Source organism: Arthrobacter sp. Leaf234, from assembly GCF_001422665.1.
Lineage (GTDB): Bacteria > Actinomycetota > Actinomycetes > Actinomycetales > Micrococcaceae > Arthrobacter_D.
Genome location: NZ_LMLU01000001.1, coordinates 1,627,136 through 1,643,436 on the forward strand (window position 1 = coordinate 1,627,136; position 16,301 = coordinate 1,643,436).

A 16,301-nucleotide genomic window follows, 5' to 3' on the forward strand; every position below is an offset into this window, starting at 1 on the left:
CGTCAGAATCAATTCAGGAGCACTTGTGAACGTTGACCTCGTTGTCGTCGGGTCGGGCTTTTTCGGCCTGACCATTGCGGAAAGAGCGGCCACCCAGTTGGGCCTCAAGGTGGCTGTGCTCGACCGTCGGCACCACATCGGCGGCAACGCGTACAGCGAGAACGAGGCCCACACCGGTATCGAGGTCCACCGCTACGGGGCGCACCTGTTCCACACGTCGAACGAGCGTGTCTGGGACTATGTCCACAACTTCACCGAGTTCACCACGTACGTCCACAAGGTCTACACCCGGCACCGGGGTGAGGTCTTCCCCATGCCGATCAATCTCGGGACGATCAACCAGTTCTTCCGCACGGCTCTCGGCCCGGCGGAAGCGCGGGCACTGATCCAGGAGCAGGCAGGCGAACTGGCGGGTACGGATCCCCAGAACCTGAACGACAAGGGTATCCAGCTCATCGGGCGGCCGCTCTACGAAGCCTTCATCAAGCACTACACGGGCAAGCAGTGGCAGACCGACCCGAAGGACCTCCCGGCGGAGATCATCTCGCGGCTGCCGGTGCGCTACACCTACGACAACCGGTACTTCAACGACAAGTACGAGGGATTGCCGGTCAACGGCTACACCGCGTGGATCGAGCGGATGGCGGATCATCCCAATATCGATGTGCACCTCAACACGGACTTCTTCGACGAGGGTCACGAGTACTCGCGGTCGACGACGCTCGGCCAGGTTCCGGTCATCTACACCGGTCCCGTCGACAGGTACTTCGACTTCGCCGAGGGAGACCTCTCCTGGCGGACCATCGACCTCGAGGAGGAGGTACTCCCCGTCGAGGACTTCCAGGGATGTTCGGTGATGAACTACCCCGACGAGGAGTCTCCGTTCACGCGCATCCACGAGTTCCGCCACTTCCATCCGGAGCGTGACTACACCAAGGACGCGACCGTCATCATGCGCGAGTACTCGCGATTCGCCGAGAAGAACGACGAGCCGTACTACCCGATCAACACGTCGGAGGACCGCGCGAAGCTGCTTGCGTACCGCGACCTGGCGAAGGGTGAGAAGTCCGTGCTGTTCGGCGGCCGCCTGGGGACCTACAAGTACCTCGACATGCACATGGCGATCGGTTCCGCGCTCTCGATGTTCGACAACAAGGTCACGCCCCATTTCACGAGCGGACAGAGATTCGAGAGCGGCGGAGTCGACGCATGACCAGCAAAGCGTCGGAGGACGTCGGGAGCACGGCCGGAGCGGGGACGACCGCATACCAGGTCGTCCATAAGATCGTGCTCCCGGTCGAAGGGGACACCGATGTCCTGCCCCTCTATGTGGACTTCAATCCGGCGAGACGCGTGGTCGACCCGTCACGACGTGCGATCCGTCTCGGGGCACCCAAGACGACGCCGGCGTTCCCCGTACTGAGCCACCAGAGGTCCGACTTCATCGCCGGACGTACGAGCCTGAAGCTGCCAGCGCACCGGAGGGTGTCCCTCGGCACGTATTTCAACGCCTTCCCGGCCAGCTACTGGCGCCGTCACACCCCCGTACGCACCGTTCGACTGCGCGTCGAGGTGGATCTCGGGGCGGGCAGCGAGGCATCGGTCATCGTCTACCGCTCGAGTCCACGCGGCACGTCCAACAGGGTGGAGAGTGCGACGACGACGGCGAGTGGTGAACTCGTCTTCGATCTGCCGCTGGCCTCGTTCGTCGACGGCGGCTGGTACTGGTTCGACCTCGTCGCGCACGACGAGGAAGTCACCCTGTCCCGGGCCGACTGGTCCGTGCCCGCAGCGTCGGCGCGCAGCCAGGGGTCCCTCTCCATCGCGGTGACGACCTTCAACCGCCCCGAATACGCGGTGCGGCACATGCACACCCTTGCCAGTGACCCGGATCTGCTCGAGGTCCTGGACCGCCTGATCATCATCGACCAGGGCGACGACAGGGTCGCGAAGCAAGGCGCCTACCCAGCGGCCGCGGAGCGTCTCGGTGATCGGTTCCGCCTCGTGGAGCAGGCGAATCTCGGAGGTTCGGGTGGGTTCGCGCGAGGGATGGAAGAGGCCCTGCGCGACGAGGACAGCGACTACGTCCTGCTGCTCGACGACGACGTGAGCATCGAGACCGAAGGCGTAATCCGCGCCCTGCACTTCGCGAACTACACGACCGATCCCACGATCGTGGGCGGCCACATGTTCAACCTCTACGAGCGCGCGGTCCTCCACACATTCGGCGAACAGGTGGATCGCCGGCGTTTCTTCTGGGGGCCGGCGGCGAAGAGTCTCGAGGGCCACGACTTCTCCGAGCGCAATCTCCGGATGACTCCATGGATCCATCGCCGGGTCGATGTCGACTACAACGGATGGTGGATGTGTCTGATCCCGCTGCACATCGTCCGTGAGATCGGGCTCGCCCTACCGGTCTTCATCAAATGGGACGATGCGGAGTACGGGGTGCGCGCGCAGAAGGCGGGCTTCACCACCGTCACGCTCCCCGGCGCCGCGGTGTGGCACATGCCCTGGACGGAGAAGGACGACACGATCGACTGGCAGGCGTACTACCACCAGCGCAACCGGTGGGTCGCCGCGCTCAGCCACTCGCCCTTCGACCGCGGGGGCAGGATGCCCTTCGAGAGCCTCGCACTCGACGTCCGGCATCTCCTGTCGATGCAGTACTCCGCCGTCGCCGTCCGCATCCAGGCCCTCGACGACGTCCTCGAGGGACCCGCGCACCTCCATGCGACCCTGGGGGAACGTCTCCAGTGGGTCAGGACGACCCGGCGCGAGTTCACGGACGCTCGGGTCATGCCGAACCGGTCCGACTTCCCCGCGGTGCGGGAACGGAAGAACCAGCAGCACATCCAGGAGCCCGCGACGGTCCTGGAGTCCCTCGTCCGCGCGGCCCTTGCGCTGATCTCCCAATCGCGGCCGGTGCACGCCGACGCGGCAGAGCGACCCGCAGCGGAGATCCCGGCGATGGATGCGCGCTGGTGGCGACTGGCGCGCTTCGATTCGGCGTTGGTCACCGCCTCCGACGGGACAGGCGTGTCCTGGTACAGGCGGGACCGTTCGATGTTCTTCTCCCTCCTCGGCAAGACGCTCTCGCGGCACTGGAAGCTCGTGAGCAACTGGTCGGAACTGCAGGGACGGTACAGCGACGCCCTGCCCGACTTCACCGGTCGCCAGGCCTGGACCAGGACGTTCCGCCGGTACTCCGGGGAGATCGAGGGAGACACGGCAGATTGAGCAACGGGGTGCGGGGTTCCGCGGCGGACCTCCCGGGCGCCATGCAGACACCTGGTGCTGGCGGCGGACTCGCAGCCGTCCTCAGGAACAGATTCCTCCTGCGGCTTCTGGTGCGGAAGGAGATACGGGTCCGCTACCGCGGGTCGGTGCTCGGACTCCTCTGGTCCTACCTCAAGCCGCTCCTGCAGTTCTCCGTCTACTACGTCGCGCTGGGAATCTTCCTCAACCTGCAGGGCACGACCGAGAACTACGCGATCTACCTGTTCTCAGGGATCGTCCTCATCAACTTCTTCACCGAGGCCTTCGGTAACGCGACCCGATCCATCGTGGAGAACCGGGACCTGATCAAGAAGATCTACCTTCCTCGTGAGCTGTTCCCCATCTCGGCCGTCTGGGTCTCGGCGGTGCACTTCGTCCCGCAGGTCCTCGTCCTCGCGGGCGCCTGTCTCGTGGTGGGATGGCGTCCCGACATCCTCCAACTGTTCCTGGTCCTCGTCGGCTTCCTGATCGTCGCCTGTCTCGCCAGTGGGCTCGGTCTCCTCTTCGGGGCGGTGAACGTGTACTTCCGGGACGCGGAGAACCTGGTCGACATGATTCTCATGGTCGTGACATGGGCGTCTCCCGTCCTGTACAGCTGGGTCCTCGTCAGTGACGCTCTCGGCAGGTGGTTCTTCCTGTACCAGCTCAATCCGATGACCGTGGCGGTCGAACTCTTCCACGTCGGGTTCTGGGTACCCACCCTCGGAGACGGGGCGGCGGGTTCCGCCTCGATGCCAGGTCTCCTCGGTCTGTGGGTACCCGTGGCCGGGGCCGTCTCGCTGCTGGTCCTCGTCCTCGGCCAGTTCGTCTTCCGGCGACTGTCGGCCAACTTCGCGCAGGAGCTGTAGAGATGTCCACCGACGCGATCGTCGCCACCGGCCTGCGGAAACGGTTCGTCCTCCGCCATACGCGATCGCTGAAGGAGGCCTTCGTCTGGTTCGTCCGCGGGAGGAGGGGCGAGCTCGTGCAGAAGTTCAATGCACTGGACGACGTCGGCTTCACGGTGCGCACGGGCGAGACGGTCGCCCTCCTGGGCCTCAACGGATCCGGCAAGTCGACGCTTCTCAAACTGATCTCCGGGGTGCTTCAGCCTGATGCAGGAGTCATCCGTACCCGAGGCCATCTCGCCGGGCTCATCGAGGTCGGGGCGGGCTTCCACCACGATCTCAGCGGGAGGGAGAACGTCTACCTGAACGGCGCCATCCTGGGCATGTCCCAGCAGGACATCGAGGAGCGGTTCGACTCCATCATCGACTTCGCCGAGATCGGCGAGTTCATCGACACCGAGGTGAAGTTCTACTCGTCCGGGATGTACCTCCGCCTCGCCTTCTCGATCGCGGTCCACACCGATCCGGACATCTTCCTCGTCGACGAGATCCTCGCCGTCGGAGACGAACCCTTCCAGCGCAAGTGCCTGGCGAAGATCAGGGAGCTCGCGGCGGCGGGGAAGACGCTCATCGTCGTGAGCCACGATCTCGACCTGGTGTCCAGTGTCTGCGAGCGCGGGATCCTCCTCGAGAACGGACGGCTCGTGAAGGACGGCGACGTCGCCTCCGTCGTCGCGGAGCTGAGGCAGCGCGCGCGCGAGCACTAGGAAGCACGAGCGAGCACAAGCGAAGGCCGGGGGCCACCGGAGACGGGGCAGGCTCCGAATGCAAGCATTTCAGGAGAGGGAAGAATAGTGAGAGACGAGATCGCCGGCACGGCTCCGGTGACGAGCAGACGGGCCGTCGTCCTGGGGTTACTCGGGTTGCCGTTCATCGCCGCGGCGTGCACCAGCAGCCCCACGGAGGAGACCGACGCCCAGGACGCCGTCTTCCCGATCGAGGTGCGCCACCATTTCGGCGTGACGACCATCGCCGACCGGCCGGTCCGGATCGCGACGTTCGGTGTCGCTGCGGCGGACGTCTGCCTCTTGCTCGGGATCGCGCCCCTCGGCATGCCGGGATCGAACTCCACCCCCTGGTACAACCTGGGGCGCGTCGCCGAGGAGGCGATGACGCCGGTGCTCTACCCCGACGAGCTCGACCTGGCGCTCGCGGCGATCGAGGATCTCGAGCCGGATCTGATCTTCACCCTCGGCGCCGACATCACGCGTGACGAGTACAGCAGGCTGTCCGACATCGCGCCGGTCGTCCACGGGCCCGGCGAGGGAAAACCCTCCTGGCGTGAGACCGTCGACCAGGTCGCACGGACCATCGGTCGCTCCGGGAGGGGCACCGAGCTGATCCGGGACACCGAGCAGCGCATCCGGGAGTCGACCTCCGACTATCCGGATCTGCCCGGGACCACCTTCCTCGCGGTCGAGGCGTTCACGGCGGCAGGAGCGGACCTCGGGGTCTACGACGGCGCAAGCGGACCGGTCGGCATCCTCGAGGAGTTCGGTATCAGCGCTGCCCCGTTGCCGGCGGGCCTGGAGGAAGCCGAGGAGTTGGTGGACGACGTCTTCGGGCGGGTCGGTCAGGTTCGGTTGCCCCGCACCCGGGCGGAGGGACTCCGGGCGGACGTCCTCGTCCTGGTCGCGGAACGACGGCGGGCCCAGGAGTTGGCGGACGAACTGGCGGGGGATCTCGACCCGGCCGTGCAGGTCGTCCCCGCCCCGAAGGACGAGATGGGCGCTGCGATGATCATGGCGTCGCCGCTCAGTATCGACTGGCTGGCGCGGAACTTCGTTCCCGTGCTTGCAGAGGCAGCGTTCGACGCGCGCCAGTAGTCCGGCGTCCGGGAGGGCGTCGGCCGCCGGAACCCCCGTCGTCGGCGTGTCAGCGGTGGGAGGTGAACCGGTCAGCTGCGGAGGTCGGCAGCACCAGCTGTCGTCGTCGCGCCCTGTCCATCGTCTCCTCCGGTTCGAGGACGCCCCCAGCTTCTGGGTGGACTAAGCGGCGACGATCAGTGCCATCGATCTCAGCCTTCCCGACCTTGTGCGCATACTGGGAAACGTCGGTGTCGTCCACGGCTTCTACGACCTCGTCCTGCGCGCGTGGGCGCCGCCGTTCGGCCTCTCCGAGTTCGCGCTCCGTGTGCCGAGGCTGATCGCCGTCGGCCTGGCCGCGGAGCTGATGGTCGCCATCGGACGGCGGATCGGGAACGAGGGGCGCCGCTCGTCCGAGGAGACACTCGGCTACCGCGCGGGGGAGCGCTTCGACGGTACCGGCACCTCGGTGGTCCGATTAGTGCGCGACGGTGTCGCCGGTAGTTGACGATCAGGCTGTTCCGGCAGCACCATCCGACCGGTTCCGGCCCGAGCCATTGGCCGGATCCGCTCGCCCGGGCGATCATCCACGCCCCGCCATCCGGCTGGGATCGGCGAGGGCGGGAGCGCGCACCGCCGGGGTGATTCCACCGGCAGGCGAGCGCCCCGTCACGATCCGGTGCAGGCGTCCACACGGTAGAGACGGGCGTCGCCCTCTTCAGCCACGAGCGAGATGCCGGGGGCACTCTGGTCCTCCAGGGCCCGGAAGCCGATGTAGGGTTCGTCGCCCGGAACGATCTCCTGGTCGCCGAAGTCGAGGGCCCAGTACGCTCGCTCGCTCTCGATGGCATCACAGACCGCCACATTGAAGCCTGCTTCGTCCCAGTGATCGAGGAGCGCCTGCTCGGCGTCGGTGCGCTCACCGAAGATATGGGGCGCGATGGTGCGTCGATCGGCGAAGGCATACACGAGGGAGGCGCCGGTCCGGGGGTTGCCGACGATCACGTCCCCGGGCGGCACGAGGTCGGGGACGCGCTGCAGCAGCGCCAGCTCGTCGGTCGTGAGGAGTGGGGAGTCCTCCTCGAGTGCGAACACCTCCTCCATCCTGTCCTGGACGCCGGCCAGGGTCCCGCCCTGGGTCCCCAGTCCGAGGACGAGGAGGACCGCCACAGATGCGAGTGGACTGCCCGTCACCGTGGGCACCGCTCCCCGCACCTTTCGGGCGATCGACGGGTTCGCACTGCGGATCGCGCCCTCACCCTCGACCGCCTGCGCCTTCCGTGTCCGCCGCAGGAGACCCGTCAACCACTCCGCACCGAGCACACTCAGGGGGAGTGTCACGACGGGCAGCAGCGCCGCGAGGCGGAAGCTGTCGTTGTACCAGACGCCGGTCAGGAAGGTCCGGAACCAGCCCAGGCTCCAACTGGACACGACCATGTAGAGCACGCCCCCGACGACGAACATCATGAGGATCCACCACATGGTGCGGAACTGGCGGGCTGCGACATAGATCCCGGCAACTGTGAGGATCAGGAGTACCCATGCGGTGGTCGCGCCCATCGGTGCACTTCCGAGCACCTCGCCGATCGCCCGGGCGTTGGACTGGAAAGGTGTCCAGGGGGCGAAGGCCAACGACGGCCGGACCTTCAGCCATGCCACGAGCGTGATGCCCGCATACACGACGAACAGGACCCCCCAGAGCACCGGGCGTGATCCCTCGCTCTTCGCGTCCTGGATCTCCCTGACCGCCCGTCCTGCGACGACCGGTCCCGCGAACGCCAGAAGGGCGATCAGCGTGCTGGGATGGGCGAGGGCAAGGCCCGGGAGGACTGCGGCGGCGAGCAGGCCGGCCGAGATCGACAGCGAGCGGCGGCGGGCGGGGGTCATGCCGAGAGCCTCGACGGCCAGTCCCAGGGCGACCGGCAGCACGGCGATCGCGGCGTGGTTCGGGTAGAGGACACCGAACGCGACCATCATGTAGGGAAAACCGCTCATGCCGGCGCAGAGGACGCCTGCAGCGAGCAGGGGGATGGGCCGGTAGCCCACGATCCGGCTGATCAGGAATACGCAGGAGAGGGGCCAGACCAGGGCTCCCAGGGCGATGGTGCCCACATTGACGGCGACAGGGACAGCCGTACCGGTCATCATGACCACGAGTGCCATGAGATCGTGCATGGCGGCGGGGTAGAAGGCCTGCGATCCCTCGGTCAGGTTCCCGAGAGTCAGCGCTGAGCCGTTCTGGGTTTCTGCGATGTGCCGGATCGCATTCAGGTGGTACACGTTGTCGAACGTCTGCGAGAAGTTCCCGGGTGCGTCGAACGCTGCGATGTATCTGGTGCCGATGATGGCTGCGGGGAAGGCGATGGCGACCGGGACGAGCATCCGCACGACCCAGGCCGGGAGGCTCTCCCTCGGCAACGGCTGGTTGTCGACGAGGGCCACGTCCCCGTAGCGGCGGACCGATGCGAAGCCGGCGGCGCCCTTCGTGAGCAGGATTCGGCGCGCCAGCAGCACCGCTGCGGCCAGGCACACCGAGAAGACCAGGTAGGACACAGGGTTGTAGGCCACGCCGATGAACGGCAGCACGACGGCGAGGCATGAGCCGATGGACATCGATATCGGAGCGGACAGGGCGGCCAGACTGAGCCTCCTGACGCCGGCTGCCGCCAGGACGAGGAGTCCCGGCCCGAAGAAGACGAGCAGCGTGCTCGCGAAGGCAGGGGCAGTGGCCCACCAGCTCATATGGTCATTCTCCTCGTCGTGGTTCGGCGGGCCGCGGCCGGAGGATTCAGCGCCGGTCCTGCGACGGTGTCATCGCCCTCCGTGGCCCTTCCGAGCCGGGACATCCGGTGGCTTGCTCGAGGTGCACCAGACCATGATCGGCGGCTCCCGCGGGGTCAGCACCGGGGTCGCAACGCCTATTGCTATGATTGCACATCATGGGTAACAGACCGCCTTCCGGCATCCTGATCGTCATGCCTGCCTGGAATGAAGCAGAGGCGATCGGCGACACCATCAGGGACATCAAGCGGGTGGAACCCGATATGGACATCCTCGTGGTCGATGACGGATCACGGGACGACACGGCGAGGATCGCAGAAGACGCCGGAGCCGTGGTGCTGAGGCTTCCCTTCAATCTCGGAGTCGGCGGCGCCATGCGCACCGGTTTCAAGTACGCGCTGCGCAACGGCTACTCGGGTGTGATCCAGGTCGATTCGGACGGCCAGCACATGCCGGAGGACATCGCGAAGGTGCTGCAGGGGCTGGAGTCGGCCGACATCTCGATCGGAGCGAGGTTCGCGGGCAAGGGGGAGTACCAGGCCAAGGGACCGCGGCGCTGGGCGATGTCCCTGCTGGCCCGGGTCATCTCCCGCGTGGCCGGTACCAGGCTGACCGATGTCACCTCGGGTTTCCGCGCTGTGAATCGGCGGGGGCTGCACCAGTACATCGAGCACTTCCCGGCGGAGTACCTGGGAGACACGATCGATTCCCTCGTCGTCGCCCTGAAGTCGGGCTGTACCGTGACCCAGGTGCCCGTCGAGATGAGGGTGCGCCAGGCCGGTACTCCCAGCCAGAGCCCGTGGAAGGCCTCGATCTACCTTGCGCGCTCGGGCCTGGTCCTCTGCTTCGCCCTCGCCCGCAGGAGAACCATGCGTGACTACCAAGCTCCCTCGACCGGGGACATAGCAGGAGAAGGACCCGTACCAGCATGAGCGTGGCATTCTCACTCTTCTCATCGATCCTCATCGTCGCCGTCGTCCTCATGATGCTGCGCAACGGCAAACTCCGTGAGAAGTATGCGATCCTCTGGCTCGTCATCGGCTCCCTCACGATCGTCCTGGCGCTGTTCCCCAGCCTCCTGGAATTCGCTGCTGACGCGGTGGGCGTGATCGTGCCGTCCAACCTGCTCTTCGCACTGTCCATCCTCCTGCTCGTGGGAGTCTCCCTGCACGTGTCACGCGAGCTGACGATCCTCGAGGACGAAACACGGATCCTCGCCGAAGAAGTGTCGATCCTCCGGGCGGCAGTAGAGCGGCTGAACGACCCCAAAGCCACCCCTGTCCCCGGGCACGGGGCCGACAACCCGATGAACTTTGACCAGCAGAGGAAAGATTGATGACTATAGACGTGATGTTCCCCTACTACGGGGACGTGGCGATGATGAAGGCGGCCGTCCGGTCCGTCCTGGACCAGGACCACCGGGACTTCGTGCTCACCATCGTGGATGACGGATTTCCCGACGATTCGCTGCCGGCCTACTTCAAGGACCTGACGGACACGGACGAACGCGTCCGGTACTTCAGGAACGAGGTGAACCTCGGTGCGAATGCGAACTACCGGAAGTGCCTGTCGCTCATCGAGCACGACTACGTCGTGATCATGGGCGCGGACGACCTGATGCTCCCCAATTACCTCTCGGTGGTGCACGAGGGTTTCTCGCGCCAATCCGTGGACATCATCCAGCCGGGCGTGGACGTCATCGACGAGAACGGGACCATCTACCAGCCGGTCGGCGACCGCGTGAAGAGCTACCTCCGGCGCCGGCTCGTGGGGGAGAGCGCGAGCGCTGTCGTAGCAGGGGAACCGCTGGCCGCCAGCCTTCTCACGGGTGACTGGCTGTACTTCCCTTCCCTTGCGTGGCGCTCGACGGCCATCACGCGGCACAGTTTCAGGGAGCAGTACGACGTGGTGCAGGACCTTGCACTTGCCACCGACATCATCATGTCGGGCGGGAAGATGCTCGTCCTGGCGGAGACCTGCTTCCAGTACAGGCGCCACCGTGAGTCGGATTCCTCCGTGCGTGCGCTCGACGGTCGGCGCTTCGCCGAGGAGCGCGCTTTCTTCGACGAGTGCGTGAGGGACTTCCAGCGGCTCGGCTGGAACCGTGCAGCGACGGCTGCGAGCCGTCACGCGTCGTCGCGGCTCCACGCGCTGACCCTCCTGCCTCAGGTGGCCCGGCGCCGGATGTGGGGTGGCCTGCGTAAGCTGACCGCCCACGCCCTCACCAGATAGCGGTGTCCAGCGGGTCCGCAGCACCGCAGCCCGAGCAGGCCCGCCCGACCGTTTCCGGTACCTGGTACCTCGTCGGGTCGCTCCTGCAGGGGCTGGGCCTGCTGCTCATCCAGCCCTTCGCGATCCGTATCCTCGACGACCGGCAGTGGGGAATCGTGTCCACCTCGGTCGTCACGATCCAGGTGCTGGTGGTACTCATCTCGGCCGGCCTGCCGCTGGCGATCACGAACATCTGGTTCGCGCGGGAGCGCGGACAGGATCGGTCGCGTGCCATGTACGGATTCATGGTCCTCGCCTCGGCCGCCCTGGCAGTCGCCGTCGTCCTGTGCCTCCTCCTCCTCGGTGCTTTCGGGTCGGGTGGACCGGCCCCGAGCACGGTGCTCGCGGTGATCAGCGTCGGGGTGCTCGGGTCCGTCCTGGGTGCGCAGGCCGTCCTGAGGGCGCAGAACAGGCCCGGGCGCTTCGTGCTCCTGAGCATCGGCTCGTCCGTTCTGGCGAACCTGCTGGGCCTGGTGGGCCTGATCCTCGTCGCGCCCACCGCTGAGGTCTACCTGGGCGCCTACACCCTCGCCGTCGTCCTCACGGGTGCCGCGGCACTCGTCCTCGCCCGGCCGCGCCTGCCCTGGAGGGTTGCCGGTTCCAGTAGAGAGTCGATCAGGATCGCCGGCCCGCTGCTCCCGCACACGGGCGCGCTCATGCTGCTCACCCAAGGGTCCGTCCTGATCCTCGCCTATGCCGCGACCGTCGAGGACGCCGGCAGGTTCGGAGCCGTCCTCATCTTCGCGCTGGGGCCGATCACGATCCTGAACGCGCTGAACAATGCCTGGTCGACGCGCATGATGTCCGCGGCGCGCGGCGAGCTGGTGGCAGCCACGCGACGCGTGTCCGTCGAAGCCATCGCCTGGTCGACGGGAGTCGGACTGCTCGCCTCCTCCGGGGCGGTGGTCGGGTCCACCATCCTGTCCACCGAACCCGAGATCGTCCGGCCGATCGCTGCTGCCCTCCCGTTGGTGTCCATCGGGTACGCATTGTTCCTCGTGACCTCGAACCTCCTGTACATCGACGACCGCACCAGGCGCCTCGCCCTCGTGACACCCGGCGTCCTGGTGGCGATCGCCCTGCTGGCCCTCTGGCCCGCGTCACGATCGGAGGTCGTGGTCGTCGCGATGGTGCAGGTGCTCGGGTTCGTGGCCCTCGGACTGCTGACGTACGCGCTCGTCCGCAGGTCCGACGCGGGCCGGAGTCTTCCGCTCCCCTCCTTCGGCGGTGCCTTCGGGGTCCACGTGGTCGTCGTCCTCCTGCTCGGTCTGGTGCCGTTCGGCGTCGTGGCCGGCATGGTCCAGGCGGCAGTCGTCGCCGCACTCCTGGCGGGGGCGCTGTTCCTCGCACGGTCCCGACGCACCGCAGACAGAGCGACGTCGAGTTCCTGAGCTGCGGGCTCAGGAGCCGGCGGCCGCGAACCTCTGCGCGAAGTCGGGGATGAGTGAGCGGACGTAGCTCCTCGCCACATGGTCCTTGTCGAAATAGACGTGGAGTCCACCGATCGCGGCGTAGCAGGTATCGTCCGGGCAGAAGCGGTCGGACAGATCGATGACCCGGATGTCCGGTCGCTCGAGCGACCGTGCCGCCTCGGCGGCAGGGTCTGCCGGGAGCGCCTGGCTCTTCGCATTCGCGCAGTCGAGCGGTGATTCCTCGTTGCGGGCCATGCACTCGGGCGTCGAACGTTCCAGGGTCAGCGGTGTGTCCCTGATGACGAAGACCTCCGTCCCCTGGTCGGCCCAGGGGCCTACCCGATCCGAGAACGCGGTCCTGTACTGCTCGGCCTGGGACCGTCCGGTCCCGTCGTCGATCTCCTCGCCGACCGAGAAGGAGGAGAGGAAGACCAGGTCCGGTGCGTCGGCGAGGACGCGATCGGAGACGTCGGCGCTCCAGTCGAGGCATTTCTTCTGCACCGTCCCACCGGTGGCCGCCCCCATGAATGCCGATCGCTTCACGTCGACATACGGGCAGCCTCCCACGAGACTGACGTTGAGTGTCCAGTTGTTCTCGCGTGCGAGCGGCAGGATTGCCGCCTTCCACTGCTCCGCGTGGGAATCGCCGATCAGCCAGACCGTCTCGCTGTCGTCCTGTCCCTCGGAGAAGTCGCACAGCGTCAGGAGCTTCTGGTCGCCCAGCATGATGGGATCGGGATGGGTGGCACATCCCTCCGCGTCGAACCAGGGCGCCTCGCCTTCGCCGACGTTCGTCACCGCGGGCGGTCCGAACGGATCCGCGCAGGCGGAGGACGACAGGCTCTTGGCGCCGAAGCACTCGTCGCCCGAGAGCGCGTCGAGACGCTGCGCCTCCTCTGCCTGGGCGAGGGTCGCAGCCGCTACAGCACCCGCGCACGCCACGAGGACGAGGACAGTAGCCACGGCGGTCATGCCCAGCACCCTTCTCGGTGTCGCTCCCGGGAGCAGCCGGGAGCGGCCCGGGTCTTCGACGTACTTCTTCGTCAGTCCCGCCAGCACGACCGACAGCAGGAGGGCCCCGAGAAGATCGACCGCACCCAGAGTGCGACCCATGATCGACGGCAGCAGGATGATGACCGGCCAGTGCCAGAGATAGAGCGAGTAGGAGATGTTGCCGAGCGTCTGGACGGGGGAGACGGCCAGGAGCGCGTTGGGCGACCAGGAGGGGGACTGCGGCCCCGACATGATGACGAGTGCCGTGCCCAGCACGGGAACAGCAGCCATGTAGCCCGGGAAGGAGGTCGATTCGTCGAACACCAGTGCTGAGGCGACGACGAGGCCCAGGCCCGTCCACTGCGCGAGGCCCGCGAGCCGGAGGCGGCCGGGGAAGCGGTCGTCAGCGAACCACACGGATGCCGCAGCGGCGATGAGACCGCCGACGGCGAACTCCCACACCCGGGTGGGCGTCGCGAAATAGGCCTCGCTCCTACTGGTGTAGGTCAGGAAGACCGAGAACACGAACGACGCCGCGCCGACGGCGGCGAGTGCTGCCAGCAGGACTTTCCGCGGGGAACGCAGCCTGCCCGCCAGGAGATAGACCCCGAGGAGCAGGAGGGGCCAGACCAGATAGAACTGCTCCTCGACCGAGAGGGACCAGTAGTGCTGCACCGTGGAGGCCTGGTTGTTCTGCGCGGAGTAGTCGACGGCCTGTGCGGCAAGCGACCAGTTCTCCACATAGAGGGTGGCGGCCATCGTCTCCCTGCCGATAGCGAGAAGTCTGTCCGCCGGAAGGTAGATCGCAGCCGTCAGGAGGGATGCCAGGGCGACGAGCAGTGCAGCCGGCAGGAGCCGTTTCGCCCGTCGGGCGTAGAACTGACCCAGCCTGATCCGCTTCGATCGCTGCAGCTCACCGAGCAGGTGCTTCGTGATGAGATACCCGGAGATGACGAAGAAGACATCGACTCCCACGTAACCGCCGCTGAGGAGATCCGGCCAGAGGTGATTCGCCACGACGAGCGACACAGCCAGCGCCCGGAGCGCCTGGATGTCCCGTCGCTGTGGGGAGCCGGTCCCTTGACGTCGTGGCGACCCCACCGAGGCGGTCTGGTCTATCACTCATTCTCCTAGCACTCGAGATCATCGTCCGCGAGCTGGGAGGGACGTGTGCGATCCAATGATAGCCGCCTCGGTGGGAGGGCGTGCTGTTGATGGGTGTGGGGTGGGTGGGGGGGGTTAGGTTCGTTTGACGCCGGTGGTTGAGGTCCAGGTGAGTGTTCCGCGTTGGAAGGTCTGGGTGCAGCGGGTGGTGGTGGGGCAGGTGGCGCAGTGGGCGTCAGNCGTGCTGTTGATGGGTGTGGGGTGGGTGGGGGGGGTTAGGTTCGTTTGACGCCGGTGGTTGAGGTCCAGGTGAGTGTTCCGCGTTGGAAGGTCTGGGTGCAGCGGGTGGTGGTGGGGCAGGTTTGGTTGGTGGTGGGGTAGCCGAGGGTGCCGTTCTCGGCGCCGGCTTTCCGGTAGGCGGTGCGGATGGGTCCGGTTGCGGTGATCTTGGCTCCGGTCTTGGGGCTCCACATGATTTCGCCGTTCTGGTAGGACTGGTAGCAGCCTGCGTCGCGCAGTCCGCAGATCTCGTGGGTGAGGGGGTATCCGAGGATCCCGTTCTCTGATTTGGCGTTGCGGTAGGCGGTGCGGATGGAACCTGTCGTGCTGGTCCTGGCTCCGGTCGTGGGGCTCCAGTAGATCTCGCCGCGTTGGAAGCCCTGGTAGCAGCCGCCGTCACGCAGCCCGCAGATCTCGGCGGTGATGGGGTAGCTCAGTCTTCCGTCCTGGGCTCCGCTGGACAGGTAGAGGTCGCGGATACGGCCCTTCCGGCTGATGATCGCTCCGGTTGCGCTCGACCAGTAGATCTCGCCGCCCTGGAAGGTCTGGGTGCAGCCGCTGTCGCGGAGCCCGCAGGCCTGGGATGTGAGGGGGTAGCCCAGTCGTCCGTTCTCTGCGTTCGCTGCGCGGTAGGCGGTGCGGATGGGGCTGGTGTAGATGATCTGGGCGCCGGTGGCCGGCGACCAGGCCATCTCGCCCTTCTGGAAGGACTGGTAGCAGCCGCCGTCCTTGAGGCCGCAGGTCTCCTTGCCGGTGGGGTAGCCCAGCACTCCGTTCTCGGCGCCGGAGGCGCGGTAGGCGGTGCGGATCAATCCAGCCCTGCTGATCTGCGCGCCGGTGTTCGTCGTGTAGAGGATTTCTCCTCGCTGGAAGGCCTGGTAGCAGCCGGAGAGCCTCAGTCCGCAGATTTCCGAGCTGGTGGGATAGCCGAGGGCACCGTTCTCGGCGCCGGAGGCGCGGTAGGCGGTACGGATCGGGCCTGCCTTGGAGATCCGTGCTCCGGAGGTCGAGGACCAGATGATCTCTCCCTGCTGGAAGGCCTGGAAGCATCCGTCGGCTTTCAAGCCGCAGGTCTCCGGGCCGATGGGGAACCCCAGCGCCCCGTTCTCAGCGCCGGCACCACGGTAGGCCGTGCGGATCACGCCTGCCTTGGAGATCGCTGCTCCCGAGGCCGTGGACCAGAACACCTCGCCGTTCTGGAAGGACTGGTAGCAGCCGTTGTCCCGTATTCCACAGACCTGCGCGGCCTTGGGGTAGCCCAGCGCGCCGTTCTGGGCGCCGGACGCCAGCCAGGCGCTGCGGATCGGTCCGTTCAGGGACACGGCGGCGCCCGAAGCGCTGGACCAGATGACCGCACCATTGACGAAATTCTGGTAGCAACCCCCTCCGACCAGACCGCACTGCACCTCCGACTTCGCACCCCCGAGCTGCGGAGAACCAGCGACAACCGACGAGATCGCCGACATCGCAGCAGCAGGCGTCATGGTGGT

The 16,301-nt window shown here is 66.7% G+C and carries 13 protein-coding genes; 10 read left to right on the top strand and 3 right to left on the bottom strand.

The window, feature by feature from the left end; translation table 11 throughout:
• Positions 1 to 25: 25 nt before the first annotated feature.
• The 6 genes from glf (at position 26) to ASF21_RS07590 (ending at position 6,479) form a co-directional block, all read left to right on the top strand.
• Entirely contained in the window at positions 26 to 1,213 is a 1,188-nt protein-coding gene (gene glf, locus ASF21_RS07565) for a UDP-galactopyranose mutase (RefSeq protein ID WP_055768758.1), read from the top strand.
• The gene (locus ASF21_RS07570; protein WP_055768760.1) at positions 1,210 to 3,240 is read left to right on the top strand and encodes a glycosyltransferase; all 2,031 of its coding nucleotides are present in this window, start codon (positions 1,210 to 1,212) and stop codon (positions 3,238 to 3,240) included. The genes glf and ASF21_RS07570 overlap by 4 nt, the downstream gene beginning before the upstream one ends.
• Before the next feature lie 41 nt (positions 3,241 to 3,281).
• Positions 3,282 to 4,127: an ABC transporter permease gene (locus ASF21_RS07575; RefSeq protein WP_055769357.1), complete on the top strand. Its 846-nt coding sequence runs from the start codon at positions 3,282 to 3,284 to the stop codon at positions 4,125 to 4,127.
• Between the two features lie 2 nt (positions 4,128 to 4,129).
• A complete protein-coding gene (locus ASF21_RS07580; RefSeq protein ID WP_055768763.1) occupies positions 4,130 to 4,873 on the top strand; it encodes an ABC transporter ATP-binding protein in 744 nt (247 codons plus the stop codon).
• 87 nt (positions 4,874 to 4,960) lie between these two features.
• Positions 4,961 to 5,992: an ABC transporter substrate-binding protein gene (locus ASF21_RS07585; RefSeq protein WP_055768765.1), complete on the top strand. Its 1,032-nt coding sequence runs from the start codon at positions 4,961 to 4,963 to the stop codon at positions 5,990 to 5,992.
• A 208-nt stretch (positions 5,993 to 6,200) separates the two neighbouring features.
• Positions 6,201 to 6,479 (top strand): hypothetical protein, encoded by a 279-nt coding sequence (locus tag ASF21_RS07590; RefSeq protein ID WP_055768769.1) that lies wholly within the window; start codon positions 6,201 to 6,203, stop codon positions 6,477 to 6,479.
• 161 nt (positions 6,480 to 6,640) lie between these two features.
• On the opposite strand, the gene ASF21_RS07595 is transcribed toward ASF21_RS07590, so the two are convergent.
• Positions 6,641 to 8,713, bottom strand: a complete 2,073-nt coding sequence (locus tag ASF21_RS07595) for a DUF6541 family protein (RefSeq protein WP_055768772.1) — start codon at positions 8,711 to 8,713, stop codon at positions 6,641 to 6,643.
• Positions 8,714 to 8,910: 197 nt separating this feature from the next.
• On the opposite strand from ASF21_RS07595, the gene ASF21_RS07600 reads away from it, so the two are divergent.
• The 4 genes from ASF21_RS07600 to ASF21_RS07615 are packed head-to-tail and all read left to right on the top strand — an operon-like array spanning position 8,911 to position 12,414.
• Positions 8,911 to 9,684, top strand: coding sequence for a glycosyltransferase family 2 protein (locus ASF21_RS07600; protein ID WP_055768775.1), 774 nt, complete (start codon positions 8,911 to 8,913; stop codon positions 9,682 to 9,684).
• On the top strand, positions 9,681 to 10,088 hold the full coding sequence (locus tag ASF21_RS07605; RefSeq protein ID WP_055768777.1) for a DUF2304 domain-containing protein: 408 nt from the start codon (positions 9,681 to 9,683) through the stop codon (positions 10,086 to 10,088). The genes ASF21_RS07600 and ASF21_RS07605 overlap by 4 nt, the downstream gene beginning before the upstream one ends.
• Entirely contained in the window at positions 10,088 to 10,984 is an 897-nt protein-coding gene (locus ASF21_RS07610; RefSeq protein WP_055768780.1) for a glycosyltransferase family 2 protein, read from the top strand. Before ASF21_RS07605 ends, ASF21_RS07610 begins: the two co-directional genes overlap by 1 nt.
• A gap of 2 nt (positions 10,985 to 10,986) precedes the next feature.
• On the top strand, positions 10,987 to 12,414 hold the full coding sequence (locus tag ASF21_RS07615; RefSeq protein ID WP_055768785.1) for a lipopolysaccharide biosynthesis protein: 1,428 nt from the start codon (positions 10,987 to 10,989) through the stop codon (positions 12,412 to 12,414).
• A 9-nt stretch (positions 12,415 to 12,423) separates the two neighbouring features.
• Here ASF21_RS07615 and ASF21_RS07620 read toward each other — a convergent pair whose 3' ends face one another.
• A complete protein-coding gene (locus ASF21_RS07620; RefSeq protein WP_082471309.1) occupies positions 12,424 to 14,550 on the bottom strand; it encodes an acyltransferase family protein in 2,127 nt (708 codons plus the stop codon).
• Positions 14,551 to 14,807: 257 nt separating this feature from the next.
• A partial coding sequence (locus tag ASF21_RS07625; RefSeq protein ID WP_414826609.1) for an LGFP repeat-containing protein occupies positions 14,808 to 16,301 on the bottom strand: 1,494 nt, incomplete at its 5' end.

Coding starts and splice junctions, on each gene's coding strand:
- ASF21_RS07570 (WP_055768760.1), top strand. CDS start 1,210: ATGACCAGCAAAGCGTCGGAGGACGTCGGGAGCACGGCCGGAGCGGGG.
- ASF21_RS07575 (WP_055769357.1), top strand. CDS start 3,282: ATGCAGACACCTGGTGCTGGCGGCGGACTCGCAGCCGTCCTCAGGAAC.
- ASF21_RS07580 (WP_055768763.1), top strand. CDS start 4,130: ATGTCCACCGACGCGATCGTCGCCACCGGCCTGCGGAAACGGTTCGTC.
- ASF21_RS07595 (WP_055768772.1), bottom strand. CDS start 8,713: ATGAGCTGGTGGGCCACTGCCCCTGCCTTCGCGAGCACGCTGCTCGTC.
- ASF21_RS07600 (WP_055768775.1), top strand. CDS start 8,911: ATGGGTAACAGACCGCCTTCCGGCATCCTGATCGTCATGCCTGCCTGG.
- ASF21_RS07605 (WP_055768777.1), top strand. CDS start 9,681: ATGAGCGTGGCATTCTCACTCTTCTCATCGATCCTCATCGTCGCCGTC.
- ASF21_RS07610 (WP_055768780.1), top strand. CDS start 10,088: ATGACTATAGACGTGATGTTCCCCTACTACGGGGACGTGGCGATGATG.